The organism is Pseudomonas sp. 3JA (assembly GCF_036961705.1).
Lineage (GTDB): Bacteria > Pseudomonadota > Gammaproteobacteria > Pseudomonadales > Pseudomonadaceae > Aquipseudomonas > Aquipseudomonas fluorescens_Q.
Genome location: NZ_JBAMDJ010000033.1, coordinates 1 through 18,979 on the forward strand (window position 1 = coordinate 1; position 18,979 = coordinate 18,979).

Annotated in this window: 19 protein-coding genes; 15 read left to right on the plus strand and 4 right to left on the minus strand. The window is 62.4% G+C overall.

Annotated elements, in window-relative coordinates:
• The 8 genes from V7773_RS22560 to V7773_RS22595 all read left to right on the plus strand — a co-directional run.
• On the plus strand, positions 1–175 hold a 175-nt coding region (locus V7773_RS22560), incomplete at its 5' end, for an OprD family outer membrane porin (protein WP_336075316.1).
• Between the two features lie 312 nt (positions 176–487).
• Positions 488–1,309 (plus strand): NAD-dependent epimerase/dehydratase family protein, encoded by an 822-nt coding sequence (locus V7773_RS22565; protein ID WP_092346319.1) that lies wholly within the window; start codon positions 488–490, stop codon positions 1,307–1,309.
• 42 nt (positions 1,310–1,351) lie between these two features.
• Positions 1,352–2,257, plus strand: a complete 906-nt coding sequence (locus V7773_RS22570) for an SMP-30/gluconolactonase/LRE family protein (protein WP_336075239.1) — start codon at positions 1,352–1,354, stop codon at positions 2,255–2,257.
• 58 nt (positions 2,258–2,315) lie between these two features.
• Complete coding sequence (locus V7773_RS22575; RefSeq protein ID WP_063320655.1) at positions 2,316–3,284, plus strand: TRAP transporter substrate-binding protein; 969 nt, start codon at positions 2,316–2,318, stop codon at positions 3,282–3,284.
• 75 nt (positions 3,285–3,359) lie between these two features.
• Positions 3,360–3,887: a TRAP transporter small permease gene (locus tag V7773_RS22580; RefSeq protein ID WP_063320654.1), complete on the plus strand. Its 528-nt coding sequence runs from the start codon at positions 3,360–3,362 to the stop codon at positions 3,885–3,887.
• The gene (locus V7773_RS22585) at positions 3,887–5,167 is read left to right on the plus strand and encodes a TRAP transporter large permease (protein ID WP_092144710.1); all 1,281 of its coding nucleotides are present in this window, start codon (positions 3,887–3,889) and stop codon (positions 5,165–5,167) included. The genes V7773_RS22580 and V7773_RS22585 overlap by 1 nt, the downstream gene beginning before the upstream one ends.
• A gap of 196 nt (positions 5,168–5,363) precedes the next feature.
• Complete coding sequence (locus V7773_RS22590) at positions 5,364–6,233, plus strand: aldose 1-epimerase (RefSeq protein ID WP_336075243.1); 870 nt, start codon at positions 5,364–5,366, stop codon at positions 6,231–6,233.
• A 312-nt stretch (positions 6,234–6,545) separates the two neighbouring features.
• Positions 6,546–7,409 carry an MBL fold metallo-hydrolase gene (locus V7773_RS22595; RefSeq protein ID WP_336075245.1) on the plus strand — a complete coding sequence of 288 codons (864 nt, stop codon included), beginning with the start codon at positions 6,546–6,548 and terminating at the stop codon, positions 7,407–7,409.
• A gap of 151 nt (positions 7,410–7,560) precedes the next feature.
• Here V7773_RS22595 and bkdR read toward each other — a convergent pair whose 3' ends face one another.
• On the minus strand, positions 7,561–8,049 hold the full coding sequence (gene bkdR, locus V7773_RS22600; protein ID WP_003180456.1) for a Bkd operon transcriptional regulator BkdR: 489 nt from the start codon (positions 8,047–8,049) through the stop codon (positions 7,561–7,563).
• Positions 8,050–8,241: 192 nt separating this feature from the next.
• On the opposite strand from bkdR, the gene V7773_RS22605 reads away from it, so the two are divergent.
• The 5 genes from V7773_RS22605 (at position 8,242) to V7773_RS22625 (ending at position 14,501) form a co-directional block, all read left to right on the plus strand.
• Positions 8,242–9,477 carry a 3-methyl-2-oxobutanoate dehydrogenase (2-methylpropanoyl-transferring) subunit alpha gene (locus tag V7773_RS22605; RefSeq protein WP_336075246.1) on the plus strand — a complete coding sequence of 412 codons (1,236 nt, stop codon included), beginning with the start codon at positions 8,242–8,244 and terminating at the stop codon, positions 9,475–9,477.
• A 1-nt stretch (position 9,478) separates the two neighbouring features.
• On the plus strand, positions 9,479–10,537 hold the full coding sequence (locus V7773_RS22610) for an alpha-ketoacid dehydrogenase subunit beta (protein WP_063320649.1): 1,059 nt from the start codon (positions 9,479–9,481) through the stop codon (positions 10,535–10,537).
• Positions 10,538–11,809 (plus strand): dihydrolipoamide acetyltransferase family protein, encoded by a 1,272-nt coding sequence (locus tag V7773_RS22615; RefSeq protein WP_336075249.1) that lies wholly within the window; start codon positions 10,538–10,540, stop codon positions 11,807–11,809.
• A 3-nt stretch (positions 11,810–11,812) separates the two neighbouring features.
• Positions 11,813–13,198, plus strand: coding sequence for a dihydrolipoyl dehydrogenase (gene lpdA / locus V7773_RS22620; protein WP_336075251.1), 1,386 nt, complete (start codon positions 11,813–11,815; stop codon positions 13,196–13,198).
• A 283-nt stretch (positions 13,199–13,481) separates the two neighbouring features.
• Complete coding sequence (locus V7773_RS22625; RefSeq protein WP_014337840.1) at positions 13,482–14,501, plus strand: branched-chain amino acid aminotransferase; 1,020 nt, start codon at positions 13,482–13,484, stop codon at positions 14,499–14,501.
• A 176-nt stretch (positions 14,502–14,677) separates the two neighbouring features.
• Here the strand turns inward: V7773_RS22625 and V7773_RS22630 are convergent, their stop codons facing one another.
• Positions 14,678–15,607, minus strand: a complete 930-nt coding sequence (locus V7773_RS22630) for a DMT family transporter (protein WP_214512006.1) — start codon at positions 15,605–15,607, stop codon at positions 14,678–14,680.
• Between the two features lie 109 nt (positions 15,608–15,716).
• Here V7773_RS22630 and V7773_RS22635 point away from each other — a divergent pair, with 109 nt between their 5' ends.
• Positions 15,717–16,511, plus strand: a complete 795-nt coding sequence (locus V7773_RS22635) for an AraC family transcriptional regulator (protein ID WP_336075255.1) — start codon at positions 15,717–15,719, stop codon at positions 16,509–16,511.
• Between the two features lie 76 nt (positions 16,512–16,587).
• On the opposite strand, the gene V7773_RS22640 is transcribed toward V7773_RS22635, so the two are convergent.
• Positions 16,588–17,343 carry an ArsR/SmtB family transcription factor gene (locus tag V7773_RS22640; RefSeq protein ID WP_336075256.1) on the minus strand — a complete coding sequence of 252 codons (756 nt, stop codon included), beginning with the start codon at positions 17,341–17,343 and terminating at the stop codon, positions 16,588–16,590.
• Between the two features lie 82 nt (positions 17,344–17,425).
• On the opposite strand from V7773_RS22640, the gene V7773_RS22645 reads away from it, so the two are divergent.
• Positions 17,426–18,562 (plus strand): cytochrome P450, encoded by a 1,137-nt coding sequence (locus tag V7773_RS22645; protein WP_336075258.1) that lies wholly within the window; start codon positions 17,426–17,428, stop codon positions 18,560–18,562.
• A 13-nt stretch (positions 18,563–18,575) separates the two neighbouring features.
• On the opposite strand, the gene V7773_RS22650 is transcribed toward V7773_RS22645, so the two are convergent.
• Positions 18,576–18,917: an FKBP-type peptidyl-prolyl cis-trans isomerase gene (locus tag V7773_RS22650; protein ID WP_003202944.1), complete on the minus strand. Its 342-nt coding sequence runs from the start codon at positions 18,915–18,917 to the stop codon at positions 18,576–18,578.
• Positions 18,918–18,979 lie beyond the last annotated feature (62 nt).

Sequence of the window (18,979 nt, forward strand, 5' to 3'; positions counted from 1 at the left end):
CGTTGACGACGGCAAGGAATGGGGTCGCGAAACCGAACTGGCCTACACCGTACAGAGCGGTGCGCTGAAGAGCCTCAACGTGAAATGGCGTAACGCATCGATTCGTCGGGACTACAGCACCAACGAATTTGACGAGAACCGTATCTTCATCAGCTACCCGCTGTCGCTGTTGTAAGCAGCAAGCGCGCGCCGTGGGGCGAAGCGCTTTGTTGAAGCTAACCGAATCACCTGTGGCGAGGGAGCTTGCTCCCGCTCGGCTGCGCAGCAGACGCCGTGTTTCGCAATCTTATGGGCCTGCTTCGCAGTCCAGCGGGAGCAAGCTCCCTCGCCACAGGGGCGGTGGAATCCTCGTAGCGCGGCAAGGACGTCGGTTTAGAGCGGTTCGTCGATCAAACGTTGACAAGGTAACGGAAGGATAAGGATATTCCTCTCGGTCGTACGACAACTTATAACAACTGTACCTCTCATAGTTTGCTCAGGTAATGCCATGACCACGACACAGATTCGTCATCCCTTCAATCGCCTCCTATTGACCGGCGCCGCTGGCGGCCTTGGCAAAGTCTTGCGCGAACGCCTCAAGCCTTTCGCCCGTCACATTCGCCTGTCGGACATCGCCAACATGGCCCCGGCCATCGACGAAAGCGAAGAAGTGATGCCGTGCGACCTGTCGGACAAGCAGGCCGTGCACCAACTGGTCGAAGGCGTCGATGCCATCCTGCATTTCGGTGGTGTTTCGGTGGAGCGTCCGTTCGAAGAAATCCTCGGCGCCAACATCAGCGGCGTCTTTCACATTTATGAAGCCGCCCGCAAACACGGCGTCAAGCGAGTGATCTTCGCCAGCTCCAACCACGTCATCGGTTTCTACAAACAGGACGAGACCATCGACGCTCTCTCCCCTCGCCGCCCGGATGGCTACTACGGCCTGTCCAAGTCCTACGGTGAAGACGTTGCCAGTTTCTACTTCGATCGCTACGGCATCGAGACCGTCAGCATCCGCATCGGCTCGTCGTTCCCCGAACCGCAGAACCGCCGGATGATGAGCACCTGGCTGAGTTTCGACGACCTCACCCAACTGATCGAATGTTCGCTCTACACGCCGAAGGTTGGCCACACCGTGGTCTACGGCATGTCCGCCAACCGCGACGTCTGGTGGGACAACAGCCAGGCCGCGCACCTGGGCTACCAGCCCAAGGACACGTCCGAGATTTTCCGCGACAAGGTCGAAGCGCAGCCGATGCCGGCCGCCGATGACCCGGCCATGGTTTATCAGGGTGGCGCCTTTGTGGCAGCCGGCCCATTCGACGACTGATTCGCTGTTTTTCATGGGATACGCACGCACAAAGGAATCACCATGCAAGCCGAATTGATTGTCGATGCACGCAACGCCGTCGGGGAAAGCCCGGTATGGGTTCCCGACGAAAACGCCCTGTATTGGGTGAACATTCCCAACGGTGGCCTGCAATGCTGGAACGCTAGCAGCGGAAAGCTCCAGGGCTGGGAAGCGCCCGAAATGCTCGCCTGCATTGCCCGTCACCAGGACGGTGGCTGGGTCGCCGGCATGGAAAGCGGTTTCTTTCGCCTGCACCCCAATGATGACGGCAGCCTGGACAGCGAACTGTGCGCAAGCGTCGAACACAGCCGCACCGACATGCGCCTCAACGATGGCCGCTGCGACCGCCAGGGCCGATTCTGGGCCGGCAGCATGGTGCTGAACATGGGTGCCAACGCAGACGTAGGCCGGATGTATCGTTACGAGGCAGGCCAGCGCAGCCCGGTCGAGGCGCAACTGAGCGGCTTCATTGTGCCCAATGGCCTGGGCTTCAGCCCGGACGGACGCACGATGTACCTCTCCGATTCACACCCGCTGGTGCAGCAGATCTGGGCCTTCGACTACGACATCGACAGCGGCACACCGTCCAACCGGCGGCTGTTCGTCGACATGATGCCGTTGGCCGGTCGCCCAGATGGCGCCGCGGTGGATGCCGACGGTTGCTATTGGATCTGCGCCAACGATGCCGGGCTGATTCACCGTTTCACCCCGGACGGACGTCTCGACCGTTCACTGCAAGTGCCAGTGAAGAAACCAACCATGTGCGCCTTTGGCGGCAGTCGCCTGGACACCCTCTTCGTCACCTCGATCCGCCCCGGTGACGACAACGACCCGCAGTCCCTGGCCGGTGGTGTGTTCGCCCTCAACCCCGGTGTCCAGGGCCTGGCTGAACCTGCTTTCGGAGGACGGGAGCACTCCGCGAACTGATCTGCTTCACCGCTTCACTGGATGAGCCATAAAAAAACAACAAGACTGGAGATTGACCATGAATTTCAAACGTACGCTTCTGATCGCAGCCCTCCCCTTGGCCTTTCTGGCCCAGGCGGCGCACGCCCTCGATATCAAGATCGCCGACATCCACCCCAAGGGCTACCCGACCGTGGTCGCCGAGGAATCCATGGGTAAAACCTTGGAGAAAGAAAGCAATGGCGAACTGAAGTTCAAGTACTTCCCGGGCGGCGTATTGGGCTCCGAAAAAGAAGTGATCGAGCAGATGCAAACCGGCGCGGTCCAGATGTCCCGGGTCAGCCTGGGTATCGTCGGCCCCGTCGTGCCGGACGTGAACGTCTTCAACATGCCGTTCATCTTCCGCGACCAGGCCCACATGCGCGCGGTCATCGACGGTGATGTCGGCGATGCGATCCTCGACCGGATCACCAACTCCGAGTTCGGCCTGGTGGCCCTGGCCTGGATGGACGGCGGCACGCGCAACCTCTACACCAAGAAACCCGTGCACAAGCTCGAAGACCTGAAGGGCATGAAGATCCGCGTCCAAGGCAACCCGATGTTCATCGAGACTTTCAATGCCATGGGCGCCAACGGCATCGCCATGGACACCGGCGAAATTTTCAGCGCCTTGCAGACTGGCGTGATCGACGGCGCGGAAAACAACCCACCGACTCTGCTCGAACACAACCACTACCAGAACGCCAAGTACTACAGCCTGACCGGCCACCTGATCCTGCCTGAGCCGATCGTGATGTCGAAAATCACTTGGAACAAACTCACCCCAGAGCAGCAAGACATGGTGAAAAAAGCCGCCAAGGCCGCCCAGGCTGAAGAGCGCGTGCTGTGGGACAAGAAGTCCACCGCCAGTGAAGAAAAACTCAAGGCCGCCGGCGTCGAGTTCATCACCGTCGACAAAAAACCCTTCTACGACGCCACGGCGCCAATCCGGGCCAAATACGGCGCGCCGTATGCCGACCTGATCAAGCGTATCGAAGCTGTCCAGTAAAGCCTCTCAATCTGCACTCATGAAAAGGCCGGGCGCGCCTGCGGTTGAAGGCGCGCCCAGTTACGGTGGAACCCGATGAAGAATTTGCTGCTGCGTATCAACGACACGATTTACATGACTTGCATCTGGGTGGCCGGCCTCTCTGTCCTCGCCGTTGCGCTGATGATTCCCTGGGGTGTGTTCGCCCGCTACGTGCTGGGTTCCGGCTCGAGCTGGCCCGAGCCCACCGCCATCCTGCTGATGATCGTATTTACCTTCATCGGCGCCGCCGCCAGTTACCGCTCTGGCTCGCACATGGCCGTGGATATGGTCACCAGCCGCCTGCCCTCGCACTGGCGCACAGTGGCGTCGGTCTTCACCCAGTTATTGATGGCCGCGGTGTGCATTTTCATGACGGTCTGGGGCGCCAAGCTGTGCATGACCACCTGGAATCAATTCATGAGTGCCATACCCACCCTGCGCGTCGGCATCACCTACATGCCGATTCCGATTGGAGGTTTCCTGACCCTGATTTTTGTCCTGGAAAAACTCTTCCTGGGTGATCAAAGCCAGCGTCGGGTCGTGCAGTTCGACCTGGTTGAAGAAAACGAAGGTGCCGCTTAATGGACGCTCTGATTCTGCTGGGCAGTTTTTTACTGTTGATCCTGATCGGCATGCCGGTCGCCTACGCGTTGGGCGCTGCCGCCCTGATCGGGGCGTGGTGGATCGATATTCCGTTCCAGGCCATGATGATCCAGGTAACGGGCGGCGTGAACAAGTTCTCGTTGTTGGCCATTCCCTTCTTCGTTCTGGCCGGTGCGATCATGGCCGAAGGCGGCATGTCCCGCCGACTGGTGGCATTCGCCAGCGTGTTGGTAGGCTTCGTGCGCGGTGGCCTGTCATTGGTCAACCTCGTGGCCTCGAGTTTTTTTGGCGCAATCTCCGGTTCCTCGGTAGCCGATACCGCCTCGGTCGGTTCGGTGTTGATCCCGGAAATGACACGCCGGGGCTATCCGCGTGATTACGCCACCGCCGTCACCGTCAGTGGTTCGGTACAAGCGCTGCTGACACCGCCCAGCCACAACGCGGTGCTGTATTCGCTCGCCGCGGGCGGCACCGTCTCCATCGGTTCGCTGTTCATGGCCGGCATCGTCCCCGGCATCATGATGAACCTCTGCCTGATGGCGCTGTGCCTGGTCTTCGCGAAAAAGCGCAACTACCCCAAAGGTGAAGTGATTCCGCTCAAGCAAGCGCTGAAGATCTGCAGGGAAGCCATGTGGGGCATGATGACCCTGTTCATCATCCTTGGCGGCATTCTCTCGGGTGTTTTCACCGCCACCGAATCGGCCGCCATCGCCGTGGTGTGGGCGTTCTTCGTGACCATGTGCATCTATCGCGACTACAAGTGGAGCGAGTTGCCGAAACTGATGCACCGTACGGTGCGCACCATCTCCATCGTGATGATCCTGATCGGCTTCGCCGCCAGCTTCGGCTACATCATGACGCTGATGGAAATCCCAGCGAAGATCACCACCGCGTTCCTGACGCTGTCGGACAACCGTTACGTGATCCTGATGTGCATCAACGTGATGTTGCTGCTGCTGGGCACCGTGATGGACATGGCGCCATTGATCCTGATCCTGACGCCGATCCTGATGCCGGTGATCGTGGGCATCGGCGTGGACCCGGTGCAGTTCGGCATGATCATGCTGGTGAACCTGGGTATCGGCCTGATCACCCCGCCGGTGGGCGCGGTGTTGTTTGTCGGTTCCGCCATCGGCAAGGTCAGCATCGAAAGCACCGTCAAGGCGCTGCTGCCGTTCTACGCCATGCTGTTCCTGGTGCTGATGCTCGTGACTTATGTGCCCGCCATTTCCCTGTGGTTGCCGCATCTGGTGTTGTAATCCCATCAACCAGCAAGCCCCCTTGTGGCGAGGGAGCTTGCTCCCGCTGGGTGGCGAAGCCGCCCCAAAAATTTGTGCTGAAACAAAGAACTTGGGCCTGCTTCGCAGTCCAGCGGGAGCAAGCTCCCTCGCCACAACAGCGTCCACACAAAATCTGCATTCCCCTCACTGCTTTTCAATCCAGCAGACAACCACCATGACGCCACCCCTTCTCCACCTCGAAGACGAACTGACTCGTCTCACCCTGGCCCCGCATCTGGGCGCCAGCCTGGTCGACTGGACGTTGCGCAGTAACGGCGCCCCGCTACTGCGCCCGCCAGCGCCCCACGCGTTGGAAAACGGCCTGCCTGGCAAGCTCGGCGGCTTCCCGTTGATTCCCTGGTCAAACCGGATCGCCCACGGCGGCTTCGACTGTCCCGGCGGCTGGCTGGCCCTGGACGCCAACAGCCCCAACGATCCGTTTCCGATCCATGGCAGTGCGTGGCAACAACCGTGGCAGGTGATCGAGCACAGTGCCCAAGAAGCGTTGCTGCAACTCGACAGCCAACAGCCGTTCGCCTACCGCGCCAGCCTGCGGATTCGTTTGAGCGGCGGCCAGTTGCAGCTCGCAATGCACGTCACCCACATGGCCGAACAGGCCGCGTGGCACGGGCTGGGCTTGCATCCATACTTTCCACGCACCGCCGCCACGCGCCTGCAAACCCGCGCCAGCGAGGTCTGGATGTGCGATGCGACAAAATTGCCCACGGAACTGACCAACACTCCTGAACACTGGGATTTCCAGACGCTCCGTTTACTGCCGGACACGCTTGTCGACAACGGCTTCGGCGGTTGGGACGGGCAGTGCCTGATCCAGCAGCCGGACCTAGGCTATGAACTGGAGTGCCGGGCCAGCGGCTGCGATTACTTCCTGCTCTACTGCCCCGTGGGCCTGGATTTCTTTTGCATCGAACCGGTCAGCCACCCGGTCAACGCCCATCACCTGCCGGGGCGACCGGGGTTGCGCTTGCTGGAGCAAGGGCAATCGGTGGCGCTGGGGTTTTCGATGCAATGCAGGTTGCTGTAACACCTGTGGCGAGGGAGCTTGCTCCCGCTGGACTGCGAAGCAGGCCCATACGGTCTTGACTCAAAGGCGTCTGCTGCGCAGCCGAGCGGGAGCAAGCTCCCTCGCCACAGGGGCCATGGTAATCGCGGTCCTTGTTGGCAGGTGTGATCGCATTTGCAGGACGCCTTGGCCCTCACTAAGCTGCGGACCGTAGGGTGTAAGTCCCAAGCGTTACAACACGCTATTTTAGATGGGTGTGTGGCGAGGGCGCTTGCTCCCGCTGGGCTGCGCCGCAGCCCCTTTCATGCGTTCTTCCCGCACAGGTTCGCTGTCATGCCCGCGCAGATCCAAAGCTTTCTCGACCCCGCCTCAAAGACCTACACCTACGTCATTTTCGAGCACGACGGTGGGCCATGCGCGGTGGTCGACCCGGTGCTCGACTACGACCCGACTTCGGGACGCACCGGCACCGAACAGGCTGACCGGGTGATTGCCTTCGTGGGCGAACACCGATTGAACGTGCAATGGCTACTGGAAACCCACGCCCACGCCGATCATTTGTCCGCCGCGCCTTACCTGCGCCAAGCGCTGGGCGGCAAGATCGCCATCGGCCAGTCCATTCACCAGGTCCAGAGCGTCTTCAAGGCGTTGTTCAACCTCGAACCGCAATTCGCGGTGGATGGCTCGCAATTCGATCACCTGTTCGCCGACGACGAGTCCTTTTTCATTGGCAACCTCAAGGCCACTGCATTGCATGTGCCCGGCCACACTCCGGCGGACATGGCCTACCTGATCGATGGCGACGTGATCCTGGTAGGCGATACGCTGTTCATGCCGGATGTGGGCACCGCCCGCTGCGACTTTCCCGGCGGCAACGCCCATCAACTCTACGCCTCGATTTGCAAACTGCTGGCCTTCCCCGCCAGCGTGCGGCTCTACGTGTGCCACGACTATCCACCGGATGAGCGCGAGCCCCAGTGCGTGAGCACCGTGGGTGAACAACGCCAGCACAACATTCATGTGCGCGATGGGATCGATGAAGCCACGTTCGTGGCCATGCGTACCCAGCGCGACAAGACGCTGGGCATGCCGACGCTGCTGTTGCCGGCGATCCAGGTCAATGTGCGGGCCGGCCATCTGCCGCCGGCCGAGGACAATGGCGTGACCTACCTGAAGATTCCGATCAATCAGCTTTAGAAGCTTGGGGCTGCTGCGCAGCCCAGCGGGAGCAAGCTCCCTCGCCACAGGACGGTGCTTGATGGCTACCGTCTCGCCAGCCACCCATCCCCGTGGCGAGGGAGCTTGCTCCCGCTGGGCCGCGAAGCGGCCCTCAAAAACCATTTGATCTTCAGGTCCCCAAGGTCAACCCATTGGCCGGCAACGGTAGCGCAGTCTTGTAGCGCACTTGCTTGAGGGCAAAGCTGGAGCGGATGTTCGCCACGCCCGGGACCTTGGTCAGGAAGTCCATCATGAAGCGCTCCAGCGACTGGATGGTCGGCACCAGCACACGGATCAGGTAATCCGGATCGCCTGCCATCAGGTAGCACTCCATCACTTCCGGTCGGTCGGAGATCGCCTCTTCAAAATGCTGTAGCGCCTCTTCCACCTGTTTCTCCAGGCTGACGTGGATGAACACGTTCACGTGCAAACCCAGCATATCGGCATCAAGCAAGGTGACTTGCTCGCGGATCACCCCCAACTCCTCCATGGCCCGGACACGGTTGAAGCACGGAGTGGGCGACAGATTGACCGAACGGGCGAGATCGGCGTTGGTGATGCGGGCGTTTTCCTGAAGGCTGTTCAGAATGCCGATGTCGGTGCGATCCAATTTACGCATGAGACAAATAATCCTGTTTTTTATCGTTGTGCAGATTTTTTATCTGCAAATGATCTGAACAGCAAGCCAACAGAGAAAAATATTCTTCTGCGTCGAGCCTATGATTGTTGTAGGACAATTTCCCGTACCCGGGGAAATTCGTCAGCTAGCGCGCCCACTACAAGAAATTCACAAGATCGAGCGTAGAAAGCCATGAACCCAGCGTACGAACCGCTACGCCTGCACGTTCCCGAACCCTCGGGCCGTCCCGGCTGCAAGACCGACTTTTCCTACCTGCATCTGTCCGATGCCGGCACGGTGCGTAAACCTTCCATCGACGTCGAACCCGCCGACACCGCCGACCTGGCCCGCAGCCTGATTCGCGTGCTCGACGACCAAGGCAATGCCCACGGCCCATGGGCCGAAGACGTGCCACTCGACATCCTGCGCAAAGGCATGCGCGCCATGCTCAAGACGCGCATCTACGACAACCGCATGGTGGTCGCCCAACGCCAGAAAAAAATGTCGTTCTACATGCAGAGCCTCGGCGAGGAAGCCATCGGCAGCGGCCAGGCCCTGGCGCTGAACATCGATGACATGTGCTTCCCCACCTATCGCCAGCAAAGCATCCTGATGGCTCGCGAAGTGCCGTTGGTGGGCATGATCTGCCAACTGCTGTCCAACGAGCGCGATCCGCTCAAGGGCCGGCAGTTACCGATCATGTACTCGGTCAAGGACGCCGGTTTCTTCACCATCTCCGGCAACCTCGCCACGCAATTCATCCAAGGCGTGGGCTGGGGCATGGCCTCGGCGATCAAGGGCGATACCAAGATCGCTTCGGCCTGGATCGGTGACGGTGCCACCGCCGAATCGGACTTCCACACGGCCCTCACCTTTGCCCACGTCTATCGGGCGCCGGTGATCCTCAACGTGGTCAACAACCAGTGGGCGATCTCCACCTTCCAGGCCATTGCCGGCGGTGAAGCCACGACCTTCGCCGGACGCGGCGTCGGTTGCGGCATCGCTTCGCTGCGGGTCGATGGCAACGACTTCATGGCGGTCTACGCCGCCTCGCGCTGGGCCGCCGAACGTGCCCGCCGCAACCTCGGCCCGGCGCTGATCGAATGGGTCACCTACCGCGCCGGCCCGCACTCCACCTCGGACGATCCTTCGAAATACCGTCCCGCCGACGACTGGAGCCACTTCCCGCTGGGCGATCCGATTGCCCGTCTCAAGCAGCACATGGTGAAGATCGGCCAATGGTCCGAAGAGGAACATGCCGTCGTTACCGCCGAACTCGAAGCCGAGGTGATGGCCGCGCAGAAGGAAGCCGAGCAATACGGCACCCTCGCTGGCGGGCAGATTCCAAGCGCCGCGACCATGTTCGAAGACGTCTACAAAGAGATGCCGGAGCACTTGAAGCGCCAGCGTCAGCAGTTGGGGATCTGAGATGAACGATCACAACACCAATATTGCGCTGGATACCGCCATGACCACTACCACCATGACCATGATCCAGGCCCTGCGCTCGGCCATGGACGTGATGCTCGAACGCGACGACAACGTCGTGGTGTTCGGCCAGGACGTGGGTTACTTCGGCGGCGTGTTCCGCTGCACCGAAGGCCTGCAGAACAAGTACGGCACCTCGCGGGTGTTCGACGCACCGATTTCCGAAAGCGGCATCGTCGGCGTGGCGGTGGGCATGGGCGCCTACGGCCTGCGGCCCGTCGCCGAGATCCAGTTCGCCGACTACGTCTACCCGGCGTCGGACCAGATCATTTCCGAGGCGGCGCGCCTGCGCTATCGCTCGGCCGGCGAGTTCACCGCGCCGATGACCCTGCGCATGCCTTGCGGCGGCGGCATCTATGGCGGCCAGACCCACAGCCAGAGCATCGAAGCGATGTTCACCCAGGTCTGCGGCCTGCGCACCGTCATGCCTTCGAACCCCTACGACGCCAAGGGCCTGCTGATTGCCTCCATCGAAAACGATGACCCGGTGATCTTCCTCGAACCCAAGCGCCTGTATAACGGCCCGTTCGACGGCCACCACGACCGCCCCGTAACGCCGTGGTCGAAACACCCCTCGGCGCAGGTGCCAGACGGTTACTACACCGTGCCGCTGGACGTCGCCGCCATCACCCGTCCGGGCAAGGACGTGACGGTTCTCACCTACGGCACCACGGTCTATGTCTCCCAAGTGGCTGCCGAAGAGACCGGCATCGACGCCGAAGTCATCGACCTGCGCAGCCTCTGGCCGCTGGACCTTGAGACCATCGTCAAATCCGTGAAGAAGACCGGCCGTTGTGTGGTCGTCCACGAAGCCACCCGCACCTGCGGCTTCGGCGCCGAACTGGTGGCGTTGGTGCAAGAACACTGCTTCCACCACCTGGAAGCGCCTATCGAGCGTGTCACCGGTTGGGACACCCCCTACCCGCACGCGCAGGAGTGGGCGTATTTCCCAGGGCCGTCCCGTGTGGGCGCGGCGTTGAAACGGGTCATGGAGGTCTGAATGGGCACGCACGTTATCAAGATGCCGGACATCGGCGAAGGCATCGCGGAAGTTGAACTGTCGGTGTGGCACGTCAAGGTCGGCGACATGGTGGTCGAAGACCAGGTACTGGCCGATGTCATGACCGACAAGGCCATGGTCGACATCCCCTCACCGGTGCATGGCCGGGTCATCGCTCTGGGTGGCGAGCCCGGTGAAGTCATGGCAGTGGGCAGCGAACTGATCCGCATTGAAGTCGAAGGTGCGGGTAACCTGAAAGAATCGGCCCAACAGGCGCCAACGCCAGCGCCGGCTGCGCAGGCACCGAAGCCGGTACCCGTGGCGACACCTGAACCGGTACTGGAAAAAACCGCCGCACTGCGCTGCGCCCCGCAAGCGCCTGTGGCCCGCGACCCCGACGAGCGTCCACTGGCGTCGCCGGCCGTGCGCAAACACGCGCTGGACCTGGGCATTCAATTGCGCCTGGTCCAGGGCAGCGGCCCGGCCGGGCGGGTCCTGCACGAAGACCTCGAGGCCTATCTGGCCCAAGGTCCGTCGGTCCAGGCCAAGGGCGGTTCGGGCTATGCCGAGCGCCACGATGAGCAACAGATCCCGGTGATCGGCATGCGCCGCAAGATCGCCCAGCGCATGCAGGAGGCGACTCAACGCGCCGCGCATTTCAGCTACGTCGAGGAAATCGACGTCACGGCCCTGGAAGAGCTGCGGGTGCATCTGAATGAAAAACACGGCGCCAGTCGCGGCAAGCTGACCTTGCTGCCGTTCCTGGTTCGCGCGTTGGTCGTGGCCCTGCGCGATTTTCCGCAAATGAACGCCCGCTACGACGACGAAGCCCAGGTCATCCACCGCTCAGGCGCGGTGCACGTGGGCGTCGCGACCCAGAGCGACGTTGGCCTGATGGTGCCGGTGGTGCGCCACGCCGAAGCCCGCAGCCTGTGGGACAACGCGGCGGAAATTTCGCGCCTGGCAACGGCGGCCCGCACGGGCAAGGCCAGTCGCGATGAGCTGTCCGGTTCGACCATCACCCTGACCAGCCTTGGGGCATTGGGCGGCATCGTCAGCACGCCGGTGCTGAACCTGCCGGAAGTAGCCATTGTCGGGGTGAACAAAATCGTCGAACGGCCGGTGGTGATCAAGGGGCAGATCGTGATCCGCAAGATGATGAACCTCTCCAGCTCCTTCGATCACCGGGTGGTCGACGGCATGGATGCGGCGCAATTCATCCAGGCCCTGCGCGGCCTGCTCGAACAACCCGCAACGCTGTTTGTGGAGTAAGGCATGCAACAGACTTTGAACACCACGCTGCTGATCATCGGCGGCGGCCCCGGCGGCTATGTGGCGGCGATCCGCGCCGGCCAGTTGGGCATCCCGACCCTCCTGGTGGAAGGCCAGGCGTTGGGCGGGACCTGCCTGAACATCGGCTGCATTCCGTCCAAGGCCTTGATTCACGTGGCCGAGCAGTTCCACCAGACGCGGCACCACAGCCAGGGCTCGGCCCTGGGCATCACGGTGTCGGCGCCGAGCCTGGACATCGGCAAGAGTGTGGAATGGAAGGACGGCATCGTCGATCGCCTGACCACCGGCGTCGCGGCGCTGTTGAAGAAGCACAAGGTCCAGGTCATTCACGGCTGGGCCAAGGTGATCGATGGCAAGACGGTCGAGGTCGGTGACACCCGCATCCAGTGCGAACACCTGCTGCTGGCCACTGGTTCGAAAAGCGTCGACCTGCCGATGCTGCCAGTGGGCGGGCCAATCATTTCCTCCACCGAAGCCCTCGCCCCCACCTCGGTGCCCAAGCACCTGGTGGTGGTCGGCGGTGGCTACATCGGCCTGGAACTGGGCATCGCCTACCGCAAGCTCGGCGCCGAGGTCAGTGTGGTCGAGGCCCAGGAACGGATCCTGCCGGCCTACGACGGCGAACTGACCCAACCGGTGCACGAAGCGCTCAAGCAATTGGGCGTGAAGCTCTACCTCAAGCACAGCGTCGAAGGGTTCGATGCCCAGGCCAGCACTTTGCAAGTGCGTGACCCCGCTGGCGACACGCTGAACCTGGACACTGACCGGGTGCTGGTGGCCGTGGGTCGCAAACCCAACACCCAGGGCTGGAATCTCGAAGCGTTGAACCTGGCGATGAACGGTGCGGCGGTGAAAATCGACCAGCGCTGCCAGACCAGCATGCGCAACGTCTGGGCCATCGGCGACCTGAGCGGTGAACCGATGCTCGCCCACCGAGCCATGGCCCAGGGTGAAATGGTCGCCGAGCTGATCGCCGGCCAGCACAGGGAATTCAACCCCACGGCCATCGCCGCGGTGTGCTTCACCGATCCGGAACTGGTGGTGGTCGGCAAGACGCCGGACGAAGCCAAGGCGGACGGGCTCGATTGCATTGTGTCGAGCTTCCCGTTCGCCGCCAATGGCCGGGCCATGACCTTGGAATCGAAAAGCGGTTTCGTCCGGGTCGTGGCGCGCCGGGACAATCACCTGATCGTTGGCTGGCAAGCGGTCGGCGTCGGCGTGTCGGAGCTGTCCACCGCCTTCGGCCAATCCCTGGAGATGGGCGCGCGCCTGGAGGACATCGCCGGCACCATCCACGCCCATCCGACGCTGGGCGAGGCCGTGCAGGAAGCGGCGCTGCGGGCGTTGGGGCATGCGTTGCATCTGTAGGCATGCGTTTCACCTGTGGCGAGGGAGCTTGCTCCCGCTGGGCTGCGCAGCAGCCCCTATCCGAGCACTGGGATCGGTCAGTCACACCGCGTTGGCCGGGTGACGACTGCTTCGCAGCCCAGCGGGAGCAAGCTCCCTCGCCACGGGGGAGTCGGCAGAAAATCTGCCTGTCACCCATCGAGCAGGCTGCGAAACAGCCCCGGAATGAAGTATTGTTGTCCCCATCCAAAAAACGTCAGAAGCCTTGAACCGTTTCGACGGTTGTTAAGAAATAGAGGGTGTCATGGGTAACGAGAGCATCAATTGGGACAAACTGGGCTTTGACTACATCAAGACCGACAAGCGCTACCTGTCGCACTGGCGCGATGGTGCCTGGGACGCGGGCACCCTGACCGAAGACAACGTGCTGCACATCAGCGAGGGCTCCACCGCCCTGCACTACGGTCAGCAGTGCTTCGAAGGCCTGAAGGCCTATCGCTGCAAGGACGGCTCCATCAACCTGTTCCGCCCGGACCAGAACGCCGCCCGCATGCAGCGCAGTTGCGCCCGCCTGCTGATGCCGCACGTCGACACCGAGCAGTTCGTCGAGGCCTGCAAGCAAGTGGTCCGCGCCAACGAGCGCTTCATCCCGCCTTACGGCACCGGCGGCGCGCTGTACCTGCGCCCGTTCGTGATCGGCGTGGGTGACAACATCGGCGTGCGCACCGCACCCGAGTTCATCTTCTCGATTTTCTGCATCCCGGTCGGCGCCTACTTCAAGGGCGGCCTGACCCCGCACAACTTCCTGATCTCCAGCTTCGACCGCGCCGCCCCACAAGGCACCGGCGCGGCCAAGGTCGGTGGCAACTACGCCGCCAGCCTGATGCCCGGTTCCCAAGCCAAAAAGGCCAGTTTCGCCGACTGCATCTACCTGGACCCAATGACCCACTCGAAAATCGAGGAAGTCGGCTCGGCCAACTTCTTCGGCATCACCCACGACAACAAATTCGTCACCCCGAAATCCCCTTCGGTCCTGCCGGGCATCACTCGCCTGTCGCTGATCGAACTGGCCAAATCGCGCCTGGGCCTGGAAGTGATCGAAGGCGACGTGTTCATCGACAAGCTGTCGGACTTCAAGGAAGCCGGCGCCTGCGGTACCGCTGCGGTGATCACCCCGATTGGCGGCATCAGCTACAAGGACAAGCTGCACGTGTTCCACAGCGAAACCGAAGTCGGCCCGATCACCCAGAAGCTCTACAAAGAGCTGACCGGCGTGCAGACCGGTGACGTGGAAGCGCCAGCGGGTTGGATCGTCAAGGTTTGATCCGAGTCCACCTGTAGCACTCGGGAGCTTTTGTGGCGAGGGAGCTTGCTCCCGCTCGGCTGCGCAGCAGTCGCAACCCGGTAAACGCGATCTGTCTGAATGGCCGGGTTGCCTGGTTTGGGGCTGCTGCGCAGCCCAGCGGGAGCAAGCTCCCTCGCCACATGGATCTGCCCCCACTACTCTCGACGCAAAACCGGCCATCGCCCCCAACGCTGGCGAAACCATCCATAACCGCTGACCAGCAAGATCCCGCCCAGCACCAGAACCGCGCCAACGATAAAGTTCGGCTCCAGCGGCTCATCCAGCAACCAGACGCCAAAACCGATGCCAAACAGCGGCGTCATGAACGACAGCACACCCAGTTGCGAAGCGAGGTAGTGGCGCAGCAGGGAGAACCAGATCAGGAAGCTGGCGAAGGATACCAGCAACACCTGGAACGCCATGCTGGCAATGAGTTGGGGCGTGGGGTTGATCGTCGTTTGCCCCAGGGCTACCGACATTCCGATCAGCAGCACCCCGGCGCCAACCAGTTGGTAAAGCAGCGTCTGGCTGGCCGGCAGATTCGTCAACCGCGAACAGCGTACCGTCACCGTGGTTGCGCCCCACAGCGCACCGGCCAACAAACCCATGCCGTCACCGAGCAACGAACTGCCGTTCGCCGCGCCCGAGCCCCCGCTGAAAGCCACCACGATCCCGCCGAAGGCAACGGCGATGCCCAGCCATTGCGCCGGCTTGAGGCGTTCGCTAGGCAGTTTCCAGTGCAAGCCGAGGGCGGCGAACATCGGCGCGGTGTAAAGGAAAATCACCATGTGCGAAGCCGTCGTATGCCGCAGGCCTTCGCCCACCATCACGAACTCCAAGGCAAACAACAATCCCACCAGCATGCCCGGACGCCAACTGCCATCGGCCAGGGACAGGCGTTCACCGCGCACCAGCACCAACAACCAGACCAATACCGCAGCGATGGCCGAGCGCACGCCCAGTTGCAGCATCGGCGCCATGTCGGCGGCGCCGGCCTTGATCGCGACTTGCTGGAAACCCCAAATGGCACAGAGGCCGGTCATCAGGGCGCAGACCTGGCCATCCAGGGCGCGGCGGGTGGTCATGGGAACGGTCCTTGGGCAGAAAGAGATGAAAGGATTGTCTACCTGACACCTTTGCTGGATATAGTGATTACCCGACAAGCCATCCCGGTAATCCGCCATTGCGGTCGATATGCAGCCTCCAGCCCAACATCTGAAGATACCTCCGTTCGAAGCGGTCCTGCCCTCGCCGATTTTCTTTCGCAGCGCCTGCATGCCGGCCCATGCCACTTACCCCCGGCACCGACATGCCTGGGGTGAGTTCGTCTACTCCTACAGTGGCGTGATGGAAATCGAGATCGCCCAACACCATTACCTGGCGCCACCGCAGTACGGCATCTGGTTGCCACCGGACATGGAACACGTTGGCTTCAATCGGCATGAGGCCTGCCATTGTTCGTTGTACCTGGCCGCCGAACTGTGCGACGCGTTGCCGGCCGTACCCTGCGCGCTGACCTTGAGCCCGCTGATCCGTGCCCTGCTGGAAGAGCTGCGCAGCGATCCACCGAGCCAACCGCAGACGCCCGAGCAGCAGCGCTTGCTGCAGGTGTTGGTGGACAAGCTGGCGCAGGCGCCCCACGTCGGCAGCTACCTGCCCTCCTCGGATGATCCACTGCTGGGCCCCGTGCTGCGGGCCTTGGAAGCGAACCCCAGCGACCCGCGCTCCTTGCCGCAACTGGCCCGCGCCGCCAACACCACCGAGCGCACGCTGATGCGCCGGGCCCAGCGGGACCTGGGCATGTCACTGGTGGAATGGCGCCAACGTCTCAAAGTCATTGAGGCCCTGGCCCTGCTCGAACGTGGCCAGAGCGTGGAAACCATCGGCCTGGACCTGGGCTACAGCAGCGCCTCGGCGTTCATCAGCATGTTCCGCAAAATGATGGGCACCACGCCGGAGGAGTATCGGCGCCGGCATATGGCTGGATGATGTGGGCGGTGCTGAAACGGCTATCGCGAGCAAGCTCGCTGCCACCGGGGATCTTGGGTGTTCATGGGTCTTGTGTTCAGCGCGGGCCCACTGTGGGAGCGAGCTTGCTCGCGATGACGGAGGCGGGCTTGACATCGATTTCGGCACTGACCCCAAACCGCCCCGCCATCTCCCGGCGACCACTGGCCGTCACTCCCAGCGCCCGGCTGTCCAGGTCCTGGATCACCCATTTGCGCTTGATCGCCACTTGCAGCAACGCCGCGCCCAAGGCACCGCCCAGGTGGGGGCGGCGCATGCTCCAGTCCAGGCAGAAGCAGGCGAATCGGCGACGTTGCGTGGCAAGGTGCAGGACATCGATGCCCAAGCCCTCGAGCACCGCCTCGCCGGAATCACTCAGCCGATAGCCATCGCCTTCCACCTCTATCAGCCATCCAGCCTCAATCATCCGGTCATGCAGGCGCACCGCCAGAGTGCCGGCCATGTGGTCGTAACAGGTGCGGGCAAATTGCAGGCGATCCGGTGTGCGCGGGGTGAAAGTCGGTGCGGCGCTCTGGCCGATCACCATCAGCGCCTCCAGTGCCTGGGCAACGCGCGGGTCGGCCAGGCTGTAATAACGATGACGGCCCTGGACATGCAAGCGCACCAAGGCCATTTGCTTGAGTTTCGCCAGATGGGCGCTGGCGGTCGAGGCGCTGACCTCGGCAATGCTCGCCAATTCGGTGCTGGTGCGGGCATGGCCATCCATCAACGCGCACAGCATCCGGGTGCGCGCCGGTTCGGCAATGGCCGCCGCCACTTGGGACACGCCCAGGTCATGGTGCTCTGCGTTCATATTTCGCTCCCCGACGAATCAAGCCATGCATCGACTGGAGATAGTAGCAATACTTTCTCCATCACGAACAAGGCCGCGCTTCATGGACCCGATCACCGCCGCGACACATTCCGCCCCCTATCCTTTTTATGCCGCCCTGCGCGCTGCCGGCGGGCTGGCCTTCGACCCCGGGCTGAATCTGTGGATCGCCAGCAGCGCCGAGGCCGTGTGCGCGGTGCTGCACCATCCCGATTGCCATGTGCGTCCGGCCCACGAACCGGTGCCAAAGGCCATCGCCGAGGGGCCGGCCGGGCGGGTGTTCGGGCACCTGATGCGCATGAACGAAGGGGAACAGCAGCGTTGCCCGAGGGCGGCGATTGCGCCGCGGTTGCAGGACATCGCCCCCCGGCAGGTCGAGGCACTGGTCAGGGCCCGCGTTCTCCAAGAGGGCGCCGAAGGTCTGCACCAGGCCCAGTTCATCGGGCCGGCCAGCGTGGTCGCGGCGTTGCTGGGTTTCAGCCCGACGGACTGTCAGCGGGTCAGCGAATTGACCGCAGACTTCGTCGCCGGCCTGTCGCCTTTGAGCCAAGCACAGCAACTGGACGCGGCGCACCAGGCCAGCGAGCAGCTGGCCAGTTTATTCCAGGCGCGGATAGAGGCGCAGGACAACGCTGTGTTGCGGGGCATTGACCAAGGCTTCGAAGGCGCTGATCCGGACAGTAAAATCGCCAACCTGATCGGGCTGCTCTCGCAAACCTATGAAGCCACCGCTGGCCTGATTGGCAACGCGTTGCTGGCGCTGATCGGCGATCCAGCATTGCGCCGGACGCTGCGGGAGGCTCCCACACAGGCCGACTCATTGCTGGCCGAAGTCCAACGCTTCGACCCGCCGGTGCAAAACACTCGCCGCTTCATCGCCGCACCCTGCGAAATCCTCGGCACTGCGCTGAACCCTGGGGAAGTGGTCCTGGTGCTGCTGGCCTCAGCCAACCGCGACCCGCAACTCAACCCCCGACCAGACACCCTGCTGCTCGACCGCCCGAACCGCCGCAGTTTCAGCTTCGGCAGCGGGCGCCATGAATGCCCAGGCCAAACCCTGGCGATGGACATCGCCCGCGCCACACTGGCGGCGATTATCGAGCAGCAACCGCCACTGGATCAGCTGGCCTGGCGCTATCGCCCCTCCGTCAACGGCCGCATCCCGCTGTTCAGCGAGCGATCACGTACCGACAGGCCATGACCCGCTCAGTCCATCAATCGTCGCGGGTCAGGACTTCCAGCAACTCGATTTCAAAGATCAGATTGGCGTTGGGCTTGATGTGGGCACCCATGGACCGCTCACCGTAGGCCAGGTGCGCCGGCACCCACAACTTGCGCTTGCCACCGACTTGCATGCCCATCAGGCCCAGATCCCAGCCCTTGATGACGCGACCGGTGCCGATCACGCATTGGAACGGCTTGCCGCGACTGTAGGACGAATCGAATTCGGTGCCATCTTCGAGGGTGCCGCGGTATTGGGTGGTGATCAGCGCACCTTTGACTACGCTTTTGCCATCGCCCTGCTCCAGGTCGATGATTTGCAGTTCTTCGTTCATGGGATCTGTCCGTGTCATTCAAGCGCCGGGTTTTCGCAGAATTCCAGGCATCTGGCAATCTT